13 protein-coding genes are annotated in these 16681 nt (G+C 71.9%); 3 read left to right on the top strand and 10 right to left on the bottom strand.

What is annotated here, in order from left to right; all coding sequences use genetic code 11:
* Positions 1 to 372: 372 nt before the first annotated feature.
* The 3 genes from AB0I10_RS20750 to AB0I10_RS20740 all read right to left on the bottom strand — a co-directional run bounded on the left by AB0I10_RS20750 (position 373) and on the right by AB0I10_RS20740 (position 3461).
* The gene (locus AB0I10_RS20750) at positions 373 to 1647 is read right to left on the bottom strand and encodes a ribonuclease D (RefSeq protein ID WP_363153990.1); all 1275 of its coding nucleotides are present in this window, start codon (positions 1645 to 1647) and stop codon (positions 373 to 375) included.
* 90 nt (positions 1648 to 1737) lie between these two features.
* Positions 1738 to 2400 carry a response regulator transcription factor gene (locus AB0I10_RS20745; protein WP_016573641.1) on the bottom strand — a complete coding sequence of 221 codons (663 nt, stop codon included), beginning with the start codon at positions 2398 to 2400 and terminating at the stop codon, positions 1738 to 1740.
* Between the two features lie 401 nt (positions 2401 to 2801).
* Entirely contained in the window at positions 2802 to 3461 is a 660-nt protein-coding gene (locus tag AB0I10_RS20740) for a DUF3000 domain-containing protein (RefSeq protein ID WP_363153989.1), read from the bottom strand.
* 262 nt (positions 3462 to 3723) lie between these two features.
* Between AB0I10_RS20740 and hemE the strand changes: the two genes are divergently transcribed.
* A complete protein-coding gene (gene hemE / locus AB0I10_RS20735) occupies positions 3724 to 4770 on the top strand; it encodes a uroporphyrinogen decarboxylase (RefSeq protein WP_363153993.1) in 1047 nt (348 codons plus the stop codon).
* Positions 4771 to 4837: 67 nt separating this feature from the next.
* Here hemE and AB0I10_RS20730 read toward each other — a convergent pair whose 3' ends face one another.
* The 4 genes from AB0I10_RS20730 to AB0I10_RS20715 all read right to left on the bottom strand — a co-directional run bounded on the left by AB0I10_RS20730 (position 4838) and on the right by AB0I10_RS20715 (position 10668).
* The gene (locus AB0I10_RS20730) at positions 4838 to 6220 is read right to left on the bottom strand and encodes an FAD-dependent oxidoreductase (RefSeq protein ID WP_363153988.1); all 1383 of its coding nucleotides are present in this window, start codon (positions 6218 to 6220) and stop codon (positions 4838 to 4840) included.
* A 230-nt stretch (positions 6221 to 6450) separates the two neighbouring features.
* A complete protein-coding gene (locus AB0I10_RS20725; RefSeq protein WP_363153987.1) occupies positions 6451 to 7911 on the bottom strand; it encodes a benzaldehyde dehydrogenase in 1461 nt (486 codons plus the stop codon).
* Between the two features lie 329 nt (positions 7912 to 8240).
* Positions 8241 to 9437 carry a thiolase family protein gene (locus tag AB0I10_RS20720; RefSeq protein WP_363153986.1) on the bottom strand — a complete coding sequence of 399 codons (1197 nt, stop codon included), beginning with the start codon at positions 9435 to 9437 and terminating at the stop codon, positions 8241 to 8243.
* 106 nt (positions 9438 to 9543) lie between these two features.
* A complete protein-coding gene (locus AB0I10_RS20715; protein WP_363153985.1) occupies positions 9544 to 10668 on the bottom strand; it encodes a DUF4349 domain-containing protein in 1125 nt (374 codons plus the stop codon).
* 199 nt (positions 10669 to 10867) lie between these two features.
* Here AB0I10_RS20715 and hemG point away from each other — a divergent pair, with 199 nt between their 5' ends.
* Both hemG and hemQ read left to right on the top strand, forming a co-directional pair.
* Positions 10868 to 12358, top strand: coding sequence for a protoporphyrinogen oxidase (hemG, locus tag AB0I10_RS20710; RefSeq protein ID WP_363153984.1), 1491 nt, complete (start codon positions 10868 to 10870; stop codon positions 12356 to 12358).
* A 2-nt stretch (positions 12359 to 12360) separates the two neighbouring features.
* Complete coding sequence (hemQ, locus tag AB0I10_RS20705; RefSeq protein WP_363153983.1) at positions 12361 to 13098, top strand: hydrogen peroxide-dependent heme synthase; 738 nt, start codon at positions 12361 to 12363, stop codon at positions 13096 to 13098.
* A gap of 67 nt (positions 13099 to 13165) precedes the next feature.
* Here the strand turns inward: hemQ and AB0I10_RS20700 are convergent, their stop codons facing one another.
* The 3 genes from AB0I10_RS20700 to AB0I10_RS20690 all read right to left on the bottom strand — a co-directional run bounded on the left by AB0I10_RS20700 (position 13166) and on the right by AB0I10_RS20690 (position 16681).
* Positions 13166 to 14863 carry an alpha/beta hydrolase gene (locus AB0I10_RS20700; protein ID WP_363153982.1) on the bottom strand — a complete coding sequence of 566 codons (1698 nt, stop codon included), beginning with the start codon at positions 14861 to 14863 and terminating at the stop codon, positions 13166 to 13168.
* Positions 14864 to 15354: 491 nt separating this feature from the next.
* The gene (locus tag AB0I10_RS20695) at positions 15355 to 15489 is read right to left on the bottom strand and encodes a hypothetical protein (protein WP_363153981.1); all 135 of its coding nucleotides are present in this window, start codon (positions 15487 to 15489) and stop codon (positions 15355 to 15357) included.
* Between the two features lie 190 nt (positions 15490 to 15679).
* A complete protein-coding gene (locus AB0I10_RS20690; protein ID WP_363153980.1) occupies positions 15680 to 16681 on the bottom strand; it encodes a TIGR04222 domain-containing membrane protein in 1002 nt (333 codons plus the stop codon).

Raw genomic sequence — 16681 nt, 5'->3', positions numbered from 1 at the left:
CCGCCGTTGTGCGTGCGGTGGGCTGTTTTTCCGCTGCGCGGGGCTGTTCGGCCGCGGTGCCGGACCTCCGGACTCCGTCCTGCGGTCCGGCCCCTCCCGTGGGTGGGTGGTGAAAGACGGTGGGGGTGCACGTAAGTGATCACGTGCACCCTGTGGGCGTAGACCACCGTCACTGTTCACGAGACGTCCGCCCCCACCGGCCCCTACCACCCCCCCCCACGGGAGGGGACGGGCCGCAGGACGAAGTCCGGAGGCCCGTCACCGCACCCGTAAAGCCCACGCCCGCCGCAGGCGCAACGGCGAGAAACCCCCACGGCGGGACGGCCAAAGACGGCGGGAACCAAGTCGGCCCAGACCAAGCGCAGCGGACCGTCAGCCGTCGTTCGCCGTCAGCGCCTCGGCGAGGATCGGTGCGACCTGCTCGATCTGCCAGGGGCGCGCGCCGTGCCCCGTAAGGACCTCGGCGACCTTCTCCAGCGTCGGCTCGGCCGGCGGCTCCCAGCACAGCCGGCGCACCGTGTCCGGGGTGATCAAGTTCTCCTGGGGGAGGTTCAGGCTCTCGGCGAGCGTGGTCACCGCCGCACGGGCGGCCGACAGCCGGGCCGCGGCGACCGGGTCCTTGTCGGCCCAGGAGCGGGGCGGCGGCGGTCCGTTGAGCGGCTGTCCGGGCTGCGGCAGCTCGCTGTCCGGCAGCGCCCGGGCGCGGTCCACGGCGGCCTGCCACTGCTCCAGCTGGCGCCGGCCCATGCGGTGGCCGAAGCCGGGCAGCGCGGCGAGCGCGTGGCTGTTCGGCGGCAGATTCAGCGCCGCCTCCACGATCGCGCCGTCACCGAGCACCTTGCCCGGCGAGACATCGCGCCGCTGGGCGACCTGGTCCCGGGCCGTCCACAGCTCCCGTACGACCGCCATCTGGCGGCGCCGGCGCACCTTGTGCATTCCGGACGTACGGCGCCAGGGGTCCTTGCGGGGCGGCGGCGGGGGAGCGGCGGCGATGGCCGCGAATTCCTGTCGGGCCCACTCCAGCTTCCCCTGCCGCTCCAGCTCCTCCTCCAGCGCGTCGCGCAGATCCACCAGCAGCTCGACGTCGAGCGCGGCATAGCGCAGCCACGGCTCGGGCAGCGGGCGGGTGGACCAGTCGACGGCGGAGTGGCCCTTCTCCAGGGCGAAGCCGAGGACGTTCTCGACCATCGCGCCCAGGCCGACCCGGGCGAACCCGGCCAGCCGTCCGGCCAGCTCGGTGTCGAAGAGCCGGGTGGGGACCATTCCTATGTCACGCAGACACGGCAGGTCCTGGGTGGCGGCGTGCAGGACCCACTCGGCGTCGTCGATCGCGTCGCCGAGCGCCGACAGGTCGGGGCAGCCGACCGGGTCGACCAGGACGCTGCCGGCGCCCTCGCGGCGCAGCTGGACGAGGTAGGCGCGCTGGCCGTAGCGGTAGCCGGAGGCACGTTCGGCGTCCACGGCGACCGGACCGGTGCCGGCCGCGAAGGCGGCCACGATCTCGGCGAGCGCCTCGTCCGTGGCGGTCACCGAGGGGATGCCTTCGCGGGGCTCCAATAGCGGTACCGGCGCCGGTTCGAGATCCGGAGGAGCATCTCCGGCTGCTCGCAGTGTCGTGTCTGCTGCGGTCTTTTGGGCGTCGGTCACCAGTCAAGGGTATCTGTGTATGGACGTCGCCCGTCGAGGGAACGATCCCTCGACGGGCGATCCGGCTTTGTGTAAGTGCCGCTGAACGGGTCAGTGGATGATGCCGGTGCGCAGGGCGACCGCCACCATTCCGGCCCGGTCGCCGGTGCCGAGCTTGCGTGCGATGCGGGCGAGGTGGCTTTTGACGGTCAGCGCCGACAGCCCCATCGAGACGCCGATGGCCTTGTTGGACTGGCCCTCCGCCACCAGCCGCAATACCTCGACCTCACGGCCCGACAGCTCGCGGTAGCCGCCCGGGTGGCCGGGGGCGCCGGGAGGGCGGCGCTGCATTCGGGCGGCGTTGGCGCCGATGGGGGCGGCGCCCGGCCGGCCCGGGAGGCCGAGGTTGGTGCGGGTGCCGGTGACGACGTAGCCCTTGACGCCGCCGGCGAGGGCATTGCGTACGGCGCCGATGTCGTCGGCGGCGGACAGGGCGAGGCCGTTGGGCCAGCCGGCCGCCCGCGTCTCGGAGAGGAGCGTGAGGCCGGAGCCGTCGGGAAGGTGGACGTCGGCAACGCAGATGTCGCGCGGGTTGCCGACGCGGGGACGGGCCTCCGCGATGGACGACGCCTCGATCACGTCACGTACTCCGAGGGCCCACAGGTGGCGGGTGACGGTGGAGCGGACGCGAGGGTCGGCCACGACGACCATGGCCGTCGGCTTGTTCGGGCGGTAGGCGACCAGGCTCGAAGGTTGCTCGAGGAGAACAGACACCGGGCCTCCTGGGGGGAGTGGCGGGGGGGACGGAAGCCGACTTGGGAGCGTCGGAATGATCCGTGTTTGAAGGGTCACTGACCTCTTCGGCAGCAATCGGGCGGGACTTTAGAGTTTGATCACGATTTAGTTAGGGGCAATTCGGGCAAATCGGACGCGTGGTCGATCAGAGCTGAGCATCGAGTGACCACAGAGGTGAACAGAGACGTATGTGATGACGCGATGTCGCCCGGAACCCTTCATGGACGGTGCGCGAAGAGCACGGTTGACGCGCGAACGTGATCAGGCGTTGTCGTAGGCGCTCAGAGCCTGTCGGTGCGCCCGGCGCCGGCGAACGCCGGCCGGACCGGGACATCCGGCGCTCGGCGGCGGCTGCGGGCCCGAGCCCGCACGTCAGGCGCTCAGCGGGGCTGCGGGCCCCGGCGCTGCGGCAGCGGTACGACACCGCCACCGCGCGGCGGCGCGTCCAGCGTCGCCGGCGGCAGACCCGCGACCTGGCACAGCAGATCGCACCACGCCGACAGATGCGCCGCCAGATCCGGCACCCCGCCCGGACCCTCGGCCGGCGTCCACGACGCCCGGATCTCGATCTGCGTCGCCGGCTCCCGCGCCGACAGCCCACCGAAGTAGTACGAGCCGGCCCGCGTCACCGTGCCGCTCGGCTCGCCGTACCGCACCCCGCGAGCCTCCAGCGCACCCGTCAGCCACGACCAGGACACCTCCGGCAGCAGCGGATCGGCGCCCATCTCCGGCTCCAGCTCCGCCCGCGCCAGCGTCACCACACGGAACGTGCCCTGCCAGGCCTCATGCCCGGCCGGGTTGTGGAGCAGCACCAGCCGCCCGTCCGCCAGATCCCTGTCCTCGTCGCCCGGTGCCGACGCGCGCTCGACGACCGCCGCCTCCAGCGCGTACGCGAACGGGGCGAGCCGTTTCGGCGCCGGCGTCGGGTCGATCTCGATCTCCGGCCGCAGCCGTGCCGCGCGGAGCGCCTCGACCGCCTGACGGAAGGGGATCGGGGTCTCGTCCGCGCTGTCCACGAGGTGTTCTTGAGCCGCAGCCATGCCCGGAAGGTTAGGCGGAAGGAGGCCGTCATCCCGGGAGGACACCCGGTGCGCGCGTCGCCCATTCGGAGGTGCCCTCGGAGGCGCCCGGAAACTTCCTCCCCCAGGCCCCGTCAGATGCCGTCCAGGAGGCACCCCCTCCCCGCCCTGCCGGCGAACGACAGGACCTTAACGACGCCCCCCGTGCGCATGCGAAGATTGGGGCGTGAGTGCCAACGACCTTCCCCAAGCTCTCCACTCCGTTCGAGCAGGGGAGACCCCGATCACGGGCCAACAGACCGCTACACACGACTCGGCATTCCTCAAGGCCTGCCGACGCGAGCCGGTGCCGCACACGCCGGTGTGGTTCATGCGCCAGGCCGGGCGCTCACTGCCCGAGTACCGCAAGGTCCGCGAGGGCATCGCGATGCTCGACTCCTGCATGCGCCCCGAGCTGGTCACCGAGATCACCCTCCAGCCGGTGCGCCGCCACAACGTCGACGCCGCCATCTACTTCAGCGACATCGTCGTCCCCCTCAAGGCCATCGGTATCGACCTCGACATCAAGCCCGGCGTCGGACCGGTCGTCGAGAACCCGATCCGCACCCGCGCCGACCTGAAGCAGCTGCGCGACCTGGAGCCCGGTGATGTCTCGTACGTCACCGAGGCCATCGGGATGCTCGTCCGCGAACTGGGCACCACCCCCCTCATCGGCTTCGCCGGCGCGCCCTTCACCCTCGCCAGCTACCTCGTCGAGGGCGGCCCGTCCCGTAACCACGAGCACACCAAGGCGCTCATGTACGGCGACCCGCAGCTGTGGGCCGACCTCCTGGACCGCCTCGCGGAGATCACCGCCGCCTTCCTCAAGGTGCAGATCGAGGCCGGGGCGAGCGCCGTCCAGCTCTTCGACTCCTGGGTCGGCGCGCTCGCGCCCGCCGACTACCGCCGCTCCGTGATGCCGGCCTCCGCCAAGGTCTTCGACGCGGTCGCGTCCTACGGTGTCCCGCGCATCCACTTCGGCGTCGGCACCGGTGAACTCCTCGGCCTGATGGGCGAGGCGGGCGCCGATGTCGTCGGCGTCGACTGGCGCGTCCCGCTGAACGAGGCGGCCCGCCGTGTCGGCCCCGGCAAGGCACTCCAGGGCAACATCGACCCGGCCGTCCTCTTCGCCCCGCGCGAGGCGGTGGAGACCAAGGCCCGCGAGGTCCTCGACGCGGCCGCCGGCCTGGAAGGCCATATCTTCAACCTCGGCCACGGCGTCCTGCCCAACACCGACCCGGAGTCGCTGACCCGCCTCGTCGAGTACGTACACGAGCAGACGGCGCGCTGAGGGCGGGGCCTCCCCGCTGACCACACGGGCTCCCCGGGGACCCTCACCCGGATCACGCCCCGCCCGATCACATCCCCGCTGCCCGTATCGCCGCCGTCGCCTTGCGGGCCGCGACCAGGACCGGGTCCCAGACCGGGGAGAACGGCGGGGCGTAACCCAGGTCGAGGGTGGTCATCTGTTCCACGGTCATTCCCGCCGTGAGCGCGACGGCCGCGATGTCCACCCTCTTCCCCGCGCCCTCGTGCCCGACGATCTGCACACCGAGCAGCCGGCCCGTGCGGCGCTCGGCGAGCATCTTGACGTGCATCGGGCGGGCGCCGGGGTAGTAGCCGGCCTGATTGGTGGACTCGATGGTCACCGTGACGAACCGCAGGCCGGCGGCGCGCGCATGGCGTTCGAGCAGCCCGGTGCGGGCGATCTCCAGATCGCAGACCTTGCTGACGGCCGTGCCGACGACACCGGGGAAGGTGGCATAGCCGCCGCCCACGTTGGAGCCGATGACCTGGCCGTGCTTGTTGGCGTGGGTGCCCAGTGCGATATGCCGGGTGTGCCCCGAGACCAGGTCCAGGACCTCGACACAGTCGCCGCCCGCCCATACGGCGTCCTGGCCGCGTACCCGCATCGCGAGGTCGGTGAGCAGCCCGCCGGACTCGCCGAGGGGAAGCCCGGCAGCGGCGGCGAGGGTCGTCTCGGGCTGTACGCCCATGCCCAGGACGACCACGTCCGCCGGGTATTCGGCGTCCTCGGTGGCGACCGCGCGGGCCCGCCCGGCCGCACCGGTCAGCACCTCGGTGACGGTCGCGCCGCGCACCGTCTCGATGCCCAGTCTGCACATCGCCGTATGGACGAGCGCACCCATGTCCGGATCGAGGGTGGACATCGGCTGCTCGCTCTGTTCCAGGACGGTGACCTCGTAGCCACGGCGGATCAGCGCCTCCGCCATCTCGACGCCGATATAGCCCGCGCCGACGACCACGGCGCGCCGGCCCTCGGTGGCGTCGAGAGTGGCCAGCAAGGCCTGGCCGTCGTCGAGGGTCTGCACCCCGTGCACACCGGGCGCGTCGATCCCCGGCAGCGGGGGGCGCCTCGGGCGGGCGCCGGTGGCCAGCACCAGCTTGTCGAATCCGGTCCATGACTCCCGGCCGCCGTTGTCCAGTTCCCGGGTGTGCACCCGGCCGCGGTCCAGGTCGAGTTCGGTGACCTCGGTACGCATCCGCAGATCGATATCGCGGGCGCGGTGCTCCTCCGCCGAACGGGCGATCAGGGCATCGGGGCCGTCGACCACACCGCCGACCCAATACGGGATGCCGCAGGCGGAGTACGAGGTGAAATGGCTGCGCTCGAAGGCGACGATCTCCAGCTCATCGGGCTTCCTCAGCCGCCGCGCCTGCGATGCGGCAGCCATCCCCGCCGCGTCGCCACCGACGACCACCAGCCGCTCCGCTGTCATGCGTCCACCCCTTCGTCAGGTCTCGCCACGCCGCGGGCAGTTCGTGATGCGTGCTGTTCACGGCGTCTTGATTCGTAACGGTAGGTCTCGCAGTGTGCCGCCGCGTCAGGAATTCCCCTGAAGAACGCCCTGATGGACCCCTGACCGGGCCCTAGGGTCTGTCCGATGGGGGTCAGGGTCGGAAACCGTGCCAGGCGCCGCCGGCCCGGCCATGACCCATCGGACAGGCTCTAGAACGGGTACGCGGCGGGCGTGGCGCGCACCGTCGTCCAGCGGGTTTCGGTGAACGCGTCGAGGTTGGCCTCGCCGCCGAAGCGCGAGCCGGTGCCGGAGTCGGCGAGGCCGCCGAAAGCCGCGACGGGTTCGTCGTTGACCGTCTGGTCGTTGATGTGGACGAGGCCGGTGGGGATGCGGTCGGCCAGGTCCAGGGCGCGGGCCGGGTCACGGGTGACGATCCCGAGCGCGAGGCCGTAGGCGGAGTCGTTCGCCAGCTCGACGGCCTCGTCGAGCGTGTGGAAAGCGCGCACCGGGGCCACCGGGCCGAAGACCTCCAGGGCGTAGGCGGCGGACGCGCCCACCGAGCCGGGCCCCGACCCGGAGTCGGCGCCCGCGTCGGCGAGCACCGTCGGACGGTAGAAGAGGTCGCGGTGGGTGCCGCCGGCGGCGATCCGTACGCCGGCCGCGGCGCTGCTCCGTACCAGCTCGTCGATCTTGTCGAGCTGGCCGCGGTCGATGACCGGGCCGAGGTGCACCTGCTCGCGGAACGGGTCGCCGACGGCCAGTGCGTCCGCCTTGGCCGCCAGCCGCGCCACGTACTCGTCGTAGAGAGAGGCATGAACGAGATGCCGGCCCGCGGTCATGCACACCTGGCCCTGGTGGAAGAAGGACGCCCAGGCGGCGGTTGACATCGCGGCGTCCAGATCGGCGTCCTCCAGGACGAGGAACGCGCTGTTGCCACCCAACTCCAGGTGGGCGCGTTTGAGATGGCTCGCTGCCAGGGCGCCGACGCTGCGGCCCGCGGCGGTCGAGCCGGTGAACGAGATGAGGCGGACACGCGGATCCTCGATCAGCGTCCGGCCGGTCTCCGCGCCGCCCGGCAGGACGTGCAGCAGTCCCTCGGGCAGCCCGGCCTCCGCGAAGACCGCCGTCAGGACATGGCCGCCGCAGATCGCCGTACGAGGGTCGGGTTTGAGGACGACGGCGTTGCCGAGGGCGAGGGCCGGCGCGAGGGATCTGATGCCGAGCACCAGCGGGGCGTTGAACGGAGAGATCACGCCGACGACGCCGGCCGGCACCCGGCTCGTGTAGGAGAGGCGGGGCGCGGAGGAGGGGAGTACCTGGCCGATCGGGCGGTGGGCGAGCGCGGCGGCCTCGTAGCACTCCTCGGTCGCGGTGCGGACCTCGAAGTCGGCCTTGCCCCGGATGCTGCCGGACTCGCGGATGATCCACTCGGCGATCTCCGGCTCGTACCGCTGGATCAGGTCGCCGGCCCGGCGCAGCACCGCGGCACGCTCCGAATACGGCCTGCCGGCCCAGTCCCGCTGGGCGCGTGCGGCGCCGATCGCGGCCTGCTCGACATCGGAGGGGTCGGCCAGTGTGAAGGTGCCCAGCGCCTCGCCCGTCGCGGGCTCCACGGCCTTGGCCTCGCCGCCGTGCAGGGACAGCCAGTCCTTCGGATCGAGCAGGGGCATCGGGCCAACCTCCGGTCAAAGGAAAACAGTTGAGGAATGAACGAGTGGGGCTCATTCAACCGCGGGGAGGACGGCGCTGCCACGTATACGGGAAAGGGGGTGAGCGGGCAGACGGGCGGGTGCGCGACAGGACCGGCCAGGTGCCGCCGACGCGTACTGCGGATGCCGGCGGAGTGGGTGGTTGCGCTGGGGGAGATCCCCTAGGGGGCGCGGCGGCCCCCTGTGGGGCCACAACGCCCAGGCCGGGAGGAGTATTCCGCTGTGCCCGCGCGGACGGCCTGGAGCCCGTCCGATGGGTCACGGCCGGGCCATGACCCATCGGACCGGCCCTAACGCTCCAGGACGAGGGCGAGGCCCTGCCCCACGCCGATGCACAGCGCCGCCAGCCCCGTCCCCGAGCCCAGTGCGGCGAGTTGGTGGGCCACCGACCCCGCGAGACGGGCGCCGGAAGCGCCCAGGGGATGGCCGATGGCGATGGCGCCGCCACGCGGGTTCACCACGGACGGGTCGAGGTCGGGCCACTGGCCGAGGCAGCCCAACGCCTGGGCCGCGAACGCCTCATTGAGTTCGAACGTCGCCACCTCGCCGAAGCCGCGACCGGACCGGTCCAGCGCGCGCCGTACGGCCTCCACCGGGCCGAGACCGAACAGCTGCGGCTCGACGCCGGTCACCGCGCTCGCGCGGATACGGGCCAGCGGTTCGCGCCCGGTGGCCCGCAGGCCCTCCTCGTCGACCAGCAGCAGCGCGGCCGCGCCGTCGTTGAGCGGCGAGGAGTTCCCCGCGGTGACCGTACCTCCGGCCGTACGGAACACCGGCTTCAGCTTGGACAGCGACTCCAGGGAGGAGGCTTCCCGGATCGTCTCGTCCCGTTCGAGCTCCACACCCGGAAGCGGCACCACCTCCGCGTCGTAGCCGCCCTCCCGCCAGGCGCGTACCGCCTTCTGGTGGCTGGCCAGCGCGAACACATCCTGCTGCTCGCGGGTGATGCCGTGCTGGTCGGCGATCTGCTCGGCGCCCTCGCCCAGGGCGACCGTCCACTCGGGGCGCATCCGCGGATTGACCATCCGCCAGCCCAGCGTCGAGGAGTACATCTCCTGATGGCCCGCGGGGAAGGCCCGCTCGGGCTTGCGGAGGACGTACGGCGCGCGGCTCATCGACTCCACGCCGCCCGCCACCGCGATATGCGCATCGCCGTGCGCGATGGCGCGGGCGGCCTGGATGACCGCCTCCAGGCCCGAGCCGCACAGGCGGTTGACGGTCACGCCGGGGACGGTGACCGGCAGTCCCGCCAGCAGTACGGCCATCCGGGCGACATTCCGGTTGTCCTCGCCCGCGCCGTTCGCATCACCGAAGCAGACATCGTCGATCCGGGCGGGGTCCAGCTCGGGGGTGCGGTCCACCAGGGCCCTGACCACATGGGCGGCCAGGTCGTCGGGGCGGATTCCGGCCAGGGCGCCGCCGTATTTGCCGACGGGGGTCCGTACGGCATCGACGATGTAGACATCCCGTACGTGTCGGTCGGTCATCAGGCTGTGTCCTCGCTGTGCTCGCTGTCCCGGCTTGGAGGTGGGCGGGCGGCGGCGCGAAGATCGCTGCCGCCCGCCCCGAGTCTTTGCCCGCCGCTCCCCGCTGTCAACGGGGTCCTCGGTCACCTTCCGGGGCTTCAGAGGGATGGGCGGCTTCGGGGGCGTCCGATGCCCCTGATGCGGTGGGGGCGGCGGTTCCGTCGGAGCCGTTCGTCGGTTCCGCTGTCTTCGCTGTCTTTGCCGGCTCCGCCGCCTTCGGGGCGCTGCCGCCGATCGCCCTCCGTCGGGTACGGAGCCCCGCCGGCAGCCGGTTGCGGATCAGCCGCCACAGCCCGTACAGGAGGGCGCCGGCCGCGGCGAACGGCAGCACCGCGCCGATGATCACCAGCAGCCACCGCACCGCCGCCGTGAAGGCGTGCCAGCCGCCGGACAGCGCGTCCCCGAACGACGTCGGGTCGTCCGGCTTCTTCTCCGGGGCGGCGTCCGGCTGCCGCAGCACCAGGGTGATGCTGGCCATCCCCGTCCGCTCCTTGAGCGACGCCAGCTGGGCCTCCAGCGACTCCAGGTTCGCCTCACGGGTGTGGAGCTCGGACTCCAGAGAAACGACGTCGCTGATGGTCGTGGCCTTCTCCATCAGCTCCCGGACGCGTGACACGCTCGCCCGCTGGGATTTGATGCGGCTGTCGATGTCCACCACCTGGTCGGTGACGTCCTTCGCGGAGACCTCCCGCGAGGCGAGTTTGCCGAGCCGCGACAGCCGGCCCAGCACCGCGTCGTACTCCTTCGGCGGCACCCGCAGCACCAGCCGCGACCGGTCGTGGCCCTCGGCGTCCCGGTCGGTGGTCTCGTCGCCGACATAGCCGCCCACGCCGTCCACCGCCGTACGCGCCTTGGCCAGCGCCTCCGGCACCTCTTTGGTCTCCACGGTGACCGTGGCGGTCCGGATGATCTGGGCGGGCGCGATCTTCGCCGCCTTCGGCTGTCCCGGGGCGCTCTCCCCCGTAGCTCCGCCGTTCCGCCCTTCGTCGCCGGCCAACTGCCCGCCCTGCTGGAATCCGCTGCCCGGCGCCCTTGTCGGCGCGGCCGCCCCCTTGTCGGCCATCGAGTCGGCCGCTGTGTGCTCGCCGCCCGACGCACCGCACCCGGCGACCGCCAGCGACGCCGCGAGCAGCACCCCGGCCGCCGCACCCCGACGGCCCCGTGTGGCGCGCCCGGCCCGTACTTCCCGCATTCGTCCTGTTCCCCGCATGACCCGTCCCCCTCGAAGTGGCGTGATGTTGTTGCCCGTTCGACGCCGCCCGGGGGCGACGGGTTGCCGTCCGCGGGTCGCGATGCGGTCACGGTCAGGACTCCGCATGGACTCCGCCCCGACCCTGCCCCGAATCCCCTCCCGGATCCGGCGGAATTCCGGGCTCTGAGAGAGTGGGGACATGAGCGCTGCGCAAACCAGTACGGGCCGGGCGCCCGGCACCGTCCCTCATGTGGTCGTCATCGGTGGCGGCATCTCGGGACTGGCGGCGGCGCACCGCCTGCTCGATGGCGGTGTCCGGGTGAGCATCCTGGAGGAATCGGACCGGCTCGGCGGTAAGTTGCGCGCGGGCGAGATCGCGGGTGTACCCGTCGACCTCGGCGCCGAATCGATGCTGGCCAGGCGGCCGGAGGCGGTGGACCTCGCGCGCGCCGTCGGACTCGGCGACCGGCTGCAGCCGCCCACCACCGCCTCCGCGTCCCTGTGGACCCGCGACGCGCTGTGCCCGATGCCCAAGGGGCATGTCATGGGCGTCCCCGGGGACCTCGGTCTGCTCGCCGCGTCCGGAGTGATCTCCCCGGCGGGTCTGGCGCGGATCGCCGAGGACGAGACGCTGCCGCGCACCGAGCTCGGCGAGGACGTCGCGGTCGGCGACTATGTCGCCCGGCGCCTCGGCCGCGAGGTCGTCGACCGGCTCGTCGAGCCCCTGCTGGGCGGGGTGTACGCGGGTGACGCGTACCGCATCTCGATGCGAGCCGCCGTCCCGCAGCTCTTCGAGGCCGCACGGACCAACCGCTCGCTGCTGGACGGCGTACGAGCCATCCAGGCGCGGTCCGCCGCCGCGGTACACGAGATCGGTCCCACCGCGACCGGCCCCGCCAACAACAATTCAATCTTCATGGGCATCGACGGCGGCATCGGGACGCTGCCGGGAGCGGTGGCCGATGCCGTACGGGCCGGAGGCGGCGAGATCTACCTGAACACCGGCGTGCGCGAGGTGCGGTGGGTCGGCGAAGAGCGGGGAGGGTGGGAGGTCCACGTCGAGGACTGGGATCTGGAGGCCGACGCGGTCGTCGTCGCCGCCCCGGCGCGCACTGCGGCCGGCATCCTCCGCCACGACTGCCCGGCCGCCGCCACCGAGCTGGACACCGTCGACTATGCCTCGATGGCGCTGGTCACCATGGCCTTCCGCCGCTCCGACCTGGGCAGCATCCCCAACGGCAGCGGCTTCCTCGTACCGCCCGTCGACGGACACCGGATCAAGGCCTCGACGTTCGCCAGCCACAAGTGGGGCTGGATCGGGGACGCCGACCCGGACCTCTTCGTGCTGCGCACCTCCCTCGGCCGGTACGAGGACGACGCCGACCTCAAGCGCGACGACGCCGAACTGGTCGATCTCTCGCTCGCCGACCTCGGTGCGGCGGTCGGCCTGCGGGCCCGGCCCGTCGCGAGCACGGTCACCCGCTGGAACGGCGGCCTGCCGCAGTACGCCGTCGGCCATCTGGAGCGGGTGGCCAGGATCCGTGACGCGGTCGCCCGGATGCCCGGTGCCCTGCGGGTGTGCGGCGCGGTCTACGACGGTGTCGGCATCCCGGCCTGCATCGGCTCCGCGCGCCGCGCCGCCGACGACATCCTCGCCACCCTGGCGCCGGACGCTGCAGGCGGCGAGTGAGAATGGATGACATGACAGACGCTTCCGCCCCCGCATCCGAGAAGTCCCCGAACGCCGGAAAGAAGGCGAAGGACCTCAACGAGGTCATTCGCTACACCCTCTGGTCGGTGTTCAAGCTGCGCGACGTCCTCCCGGAGGACCGCAGCGGTTACGCCGACGAGGTCGAGGAGCTGTTCGCCCAGCTCGCCGCCAAGGACGTCGTCGTGCGCGGTACCTACGACGTGTCCGGCCTGCGCGCCGACGCCGACCTCATGATCTGGTGGCACTCGGAGAGCTCGGACGCCCTCCAGGAGGCGTACAACCTCTTCCGCCGCACCCGTCTCGGCCGTGCGCTGGAGCCGGTGTGGTCGAACATGGCGCTGCACCGCCCCGCCGAGTTCAACAAGTCGCACATCCCCGCCTTCCTGGCCGATGAGACCCCCCGCGACTACGTGAGCGTCTACCCCTTCGTGCGCTCCTACGACTGGTACCTCCTCCCCGACGAGGACCGCCGCCGGATGCTCGCCGACCACGGCAAGATGGCCCGCGGCTTCCCGGATGTCCGCGCCAACACGGTGCCGTCGTTCTCGCTGGGCGACTACGAGTGGATCCTGGCGTTCGAGGCCAATGACCTCTACCGGATCGTGGACCTGATGCGTCACCTGCGCGCCTCCGAAGCGCGTCAGCACGTCCGCGAGGAGATCCCGTTCTACACGGGGCGGCGGAAGCCGGTCTCCGAGCTGGTCGCCGGTCTGGCCTGACCCGCGCAGCATGACGGGCCGTCCCCTGGGGGACGGCCCGTCGCTGTTTCCGGCCGCGCTTCTCCGGCTACTTCTTCCGCTTCGCCGGGTCGCCCGGCAGCGGTTCCTTGCGCGGCGCGCAGTACACACGGTGACCCGGGACCTTCCCGCCCAGCAGATACGCCTCCGTGTACTTGTTGACGCAGGCGTTGTCGCTGAGCGCGATGCCGTGCGTGCCGGCCCCCTTCTCGGTGACCAGCGACGAGCCGTGCAGCCGCCGCTGCAGGTTCAGCGCACCCGGATACGGCGTCGCCGCGTCCAGCTCGGCCGCCAGCAGCAGCACCGGGGGCAGCGCACCGGGCGCCGTCTGGATGTCGAGGGGGCTGGGCCCGCCGTGCAACGTGTCGTCGAGCCCGGTCGCGGCCGCTTGGCTGGTGGCGTTGACCAGACCGTCACCGGCGTCGTCGCTGCCGGCGCCGTACCCGAGGATGTCGTCGGTCGCCCTGTTGATCGCGTGGTCGAGTCCGGCCGCGGCCGACTCCGACCGCTCCGGCCAGAAGGCGCAGGGCAGATTCATCCAGGCGTTGTCCCAGGTCTCGAACGGTGCCACCTGCGCGACCCGCGTGTTGTCGCGGTCCCAGGTGCGCCAGTCGCGCGGCCAGGGAGCGTCATTGCACTCGACGGCGGTGTAGACGGCGTTGCTGTTCTCCTCTTCCTGGGCGCCGCCGGGCTTGGGCAACGCCTGGGCGATCAGCGGCTTGGGATTGCCGTGCAGATACCCCGAGAGCGCCTCGGCGCGCAGCGGCCAGTACGCGTCGTTGTAGCCGGTCTTGAGGTACGCCGCCTGTAGCTGGGCCGGGCCGATCTTGCCGTTGACGGGCGCGCGGCGGATCCGCTTGACGGCCTTGTCGTACGAGCGCTGCACCGCCTTCGGCGTCGTGCCGAGGCGGTATCTGGCATGGTGCTTGGCGACCCACTTCAGCCAGCTGCCCCAGCGTCGCTCGAAGGCGATGTTCTGGTCGAGGTTGTTGGTGTACCAGATCTGGCTGGGGTCGGGGTTGACGACGCTGTCGAAGACCATCCGGCGGACATGGCCGGGGAACAGCGTGGCGTAGACGGCACCGAAGTAGGTTCCGTACGAGGCCCCCATGAACGTCAGCTTCTTCTCGCCCAGGGCGGCCCGGATCATGTCCAGGTCGCGGGCGTTGTTGACCGAGTTGTAGAAGGGCAGGTCGGCGCCCGCGTTACGCGCGCACCCGCGCGCGTACGCCTTCGCCTGCGCCACCTTCTTCCGCTTGAACGCCTCGGTGGGATGCCGCTGGCTGTCGGTCGGCGTCTTGGCGAACTCCGCCGGGTTCTGGCAGGAGAGCGGCGCAGAGCGGCCGACACCGCGCGGCGCGTAGCCGACGAAGTCGTAGACGCGGGCGGTCTTGCGCCACTTGGCGAGTGCCCCGTAGAGCGGGAAATCCATGCTGGTCGCACCGGGACCGCCGGGATTGAAGATCAGGGCACCCTGCCGCTCCTTGGGCGCGGTGGCCCGGATCCGGCTGACGGTGAGGTCGATCTTCTTGCCGTCAGGCCGCGCGTAGTCGAGCGGCACGCTGACCTTGCCGCATTCGACGCTGGCCGGAAGCTTCTCCACGGGAGCGCACTTGCCGAAGACGACGGGGTGCGGAACGGGGGCAGGGGGGGCGGCGGAAGGCCTGCCGGCGCTGTCCGCCGGGGCGGTGGCGAGCGCGGTCAGGACCAGCGATCCGATGGTGCCGTACAACGCGAGTGCTCTCACGAGCCGTCCCTTCGTATGGTGCGTGGCGCACGGCGAGAGGCTCACTCCACTAGGCCGCACGGTGTGCATACAAAAGGGATAGTTGAGGGGGTGGTTGCCGATGTAAAGCACCTGGGACCGGTGTCGGAAGCTATGCCCCAGAAGAGTGGAGGGCGGCCCTCAGCGCGGGTTCGGTGAGGGCTCCGGGGCCGTGCACGGCGAGCGTGGTGAGCGGGGCCCTGGCGCGCCCCTCGTGTCCGGCGGCGACGCGCCGCAGCAGGCGTTCGCCCGCCGCGGTCGGCCAGGTGGCGGACGGGTCGATCTCGACACGGGCCGTCGCCCAGGTACCGGTGGTGAGGATCAGCGGCAGCGCGAACCATGCCAGGAGCGGGCCGGGTCGACGACCGTGGCCCAGCCGGCCGGGGCAGAGAGGGGGCCTGCCCCGGACCAGTCGGAGTGATGGGCTGCGTGGCTGCGCCTCTGTTGCCTCGGAGGGTGTGGCACGGGGTTCTTCAACCCCGAAGGTGCTCGCTGAACAGCTTCTCGATCAACGCCCACAGGGCACGAGCCCCGAGCGCGACCGCGAGCCGTCCAGCGACCTCGCGGACCTTCTCCTTGTCCTTCGGAGAAGGGTGTGGCTTTCCCATCACTCCACCTCACCTCTGGGGCTGCGTCCCGTTGCCGTGTGCAGCGGGCCACCCCCCTCTCAGAGGTGAAGTGGTGTCAGGTTAGCGGAAGGTCACCCGCCCCGATTGGGGCGCCTAACACAATCGATGGGGCCACCCACTGATGAGAGAACCGCACATCGCTGCGTGCTGTGAGGACGGCGTACGGTCGTCAGCTGCCGCCGCCGCAGCTCGATCCGCCGCCCCCGCACGAAGACCCGCCGCCCCCGCAGGAAGACCCGCCGCCGCAGGACGACCCGCCACCGCATGACGAGCTGCCGCACCCGGATCCGGAGCCGCCGCTGGAGGAGCCGCACCACGAGGCGCCCGACCCGTCGAACGGTGAGCCCCAGCCGGAGTCGGTGCCGGACGACCCGCCAGATGTGGAGGATGCCGCGGACGAAGAAGACGCGGACGCCGTCGCGCGCTGCGCCTCCGCCAGATGCTGCCGCAGCACCTCGTCCGCGATCAGCGTCGCACCGCCGAGTGCCACCACGACCCCCACGGGCCGCATGACTCCGGGGACGTCGGCGGCACGGGCGGTCCGCAGGGCGAAGAATCCCGCCTTGGTCACCCGACGGCTGAACGCCCGCTTGCAGAGCGATCCGACGATGACGCCCACGATGACCGCGGGCGCAATCCTGAACATGGTCGGCGCCTCGTCCCAGGCGTCATCGGCGGCTCCCGTCACCGTCAGCAGCACACCGACGAGGAGCACCACCACACAGGCCTTCACATGAATGCCGGCGAACCGGCGCCAGCCCTGGCCGAATCCCGGACGGCGCATCAGACCGCGGGCCGCCAGCCGGTCGCCGATCTCCTGGACCGCGAGGCTGCGCATCGTGTGGGCGCGCAGCGTGACCAGCGCCCCGCCGGGCGTCCGGGCCACCGTGTCCAGCACCGCCGCCTCGACCGCGTCCCGGGCGTGCGCCTGCCGTACGGTCACCACGCCGGGGCCGCCGACGGTCAGCCGGCCGTCCGCATGCATTCCGGCGATCGCGGTGTCCACCACCCGCCCCGGGCCACCGGCGAGAAACGCGATCTCCCACGTGTCGTGGGTCGGGGCGTCCGCGAGCCTGACGGATGGTGTCGTCCGGACCGCCCGGACCGTGCCGATGATGAGCACCAGCGAGGAGGCGAAGATCCCCAGGAAGGCCGCTTGCACGAAGGACAT

Source organism: Streptomyces sp. NPDC050636, from assembly GCF_040654775.1.
Lineage (GTDB): Bacteria > Actinomycetota > Actinomycetes > Streptomycetales > Streptomycetaceae > Streptomyces.
This window is presented reverse-complemented; position numbering and strand designations above follow the sequence as displayed.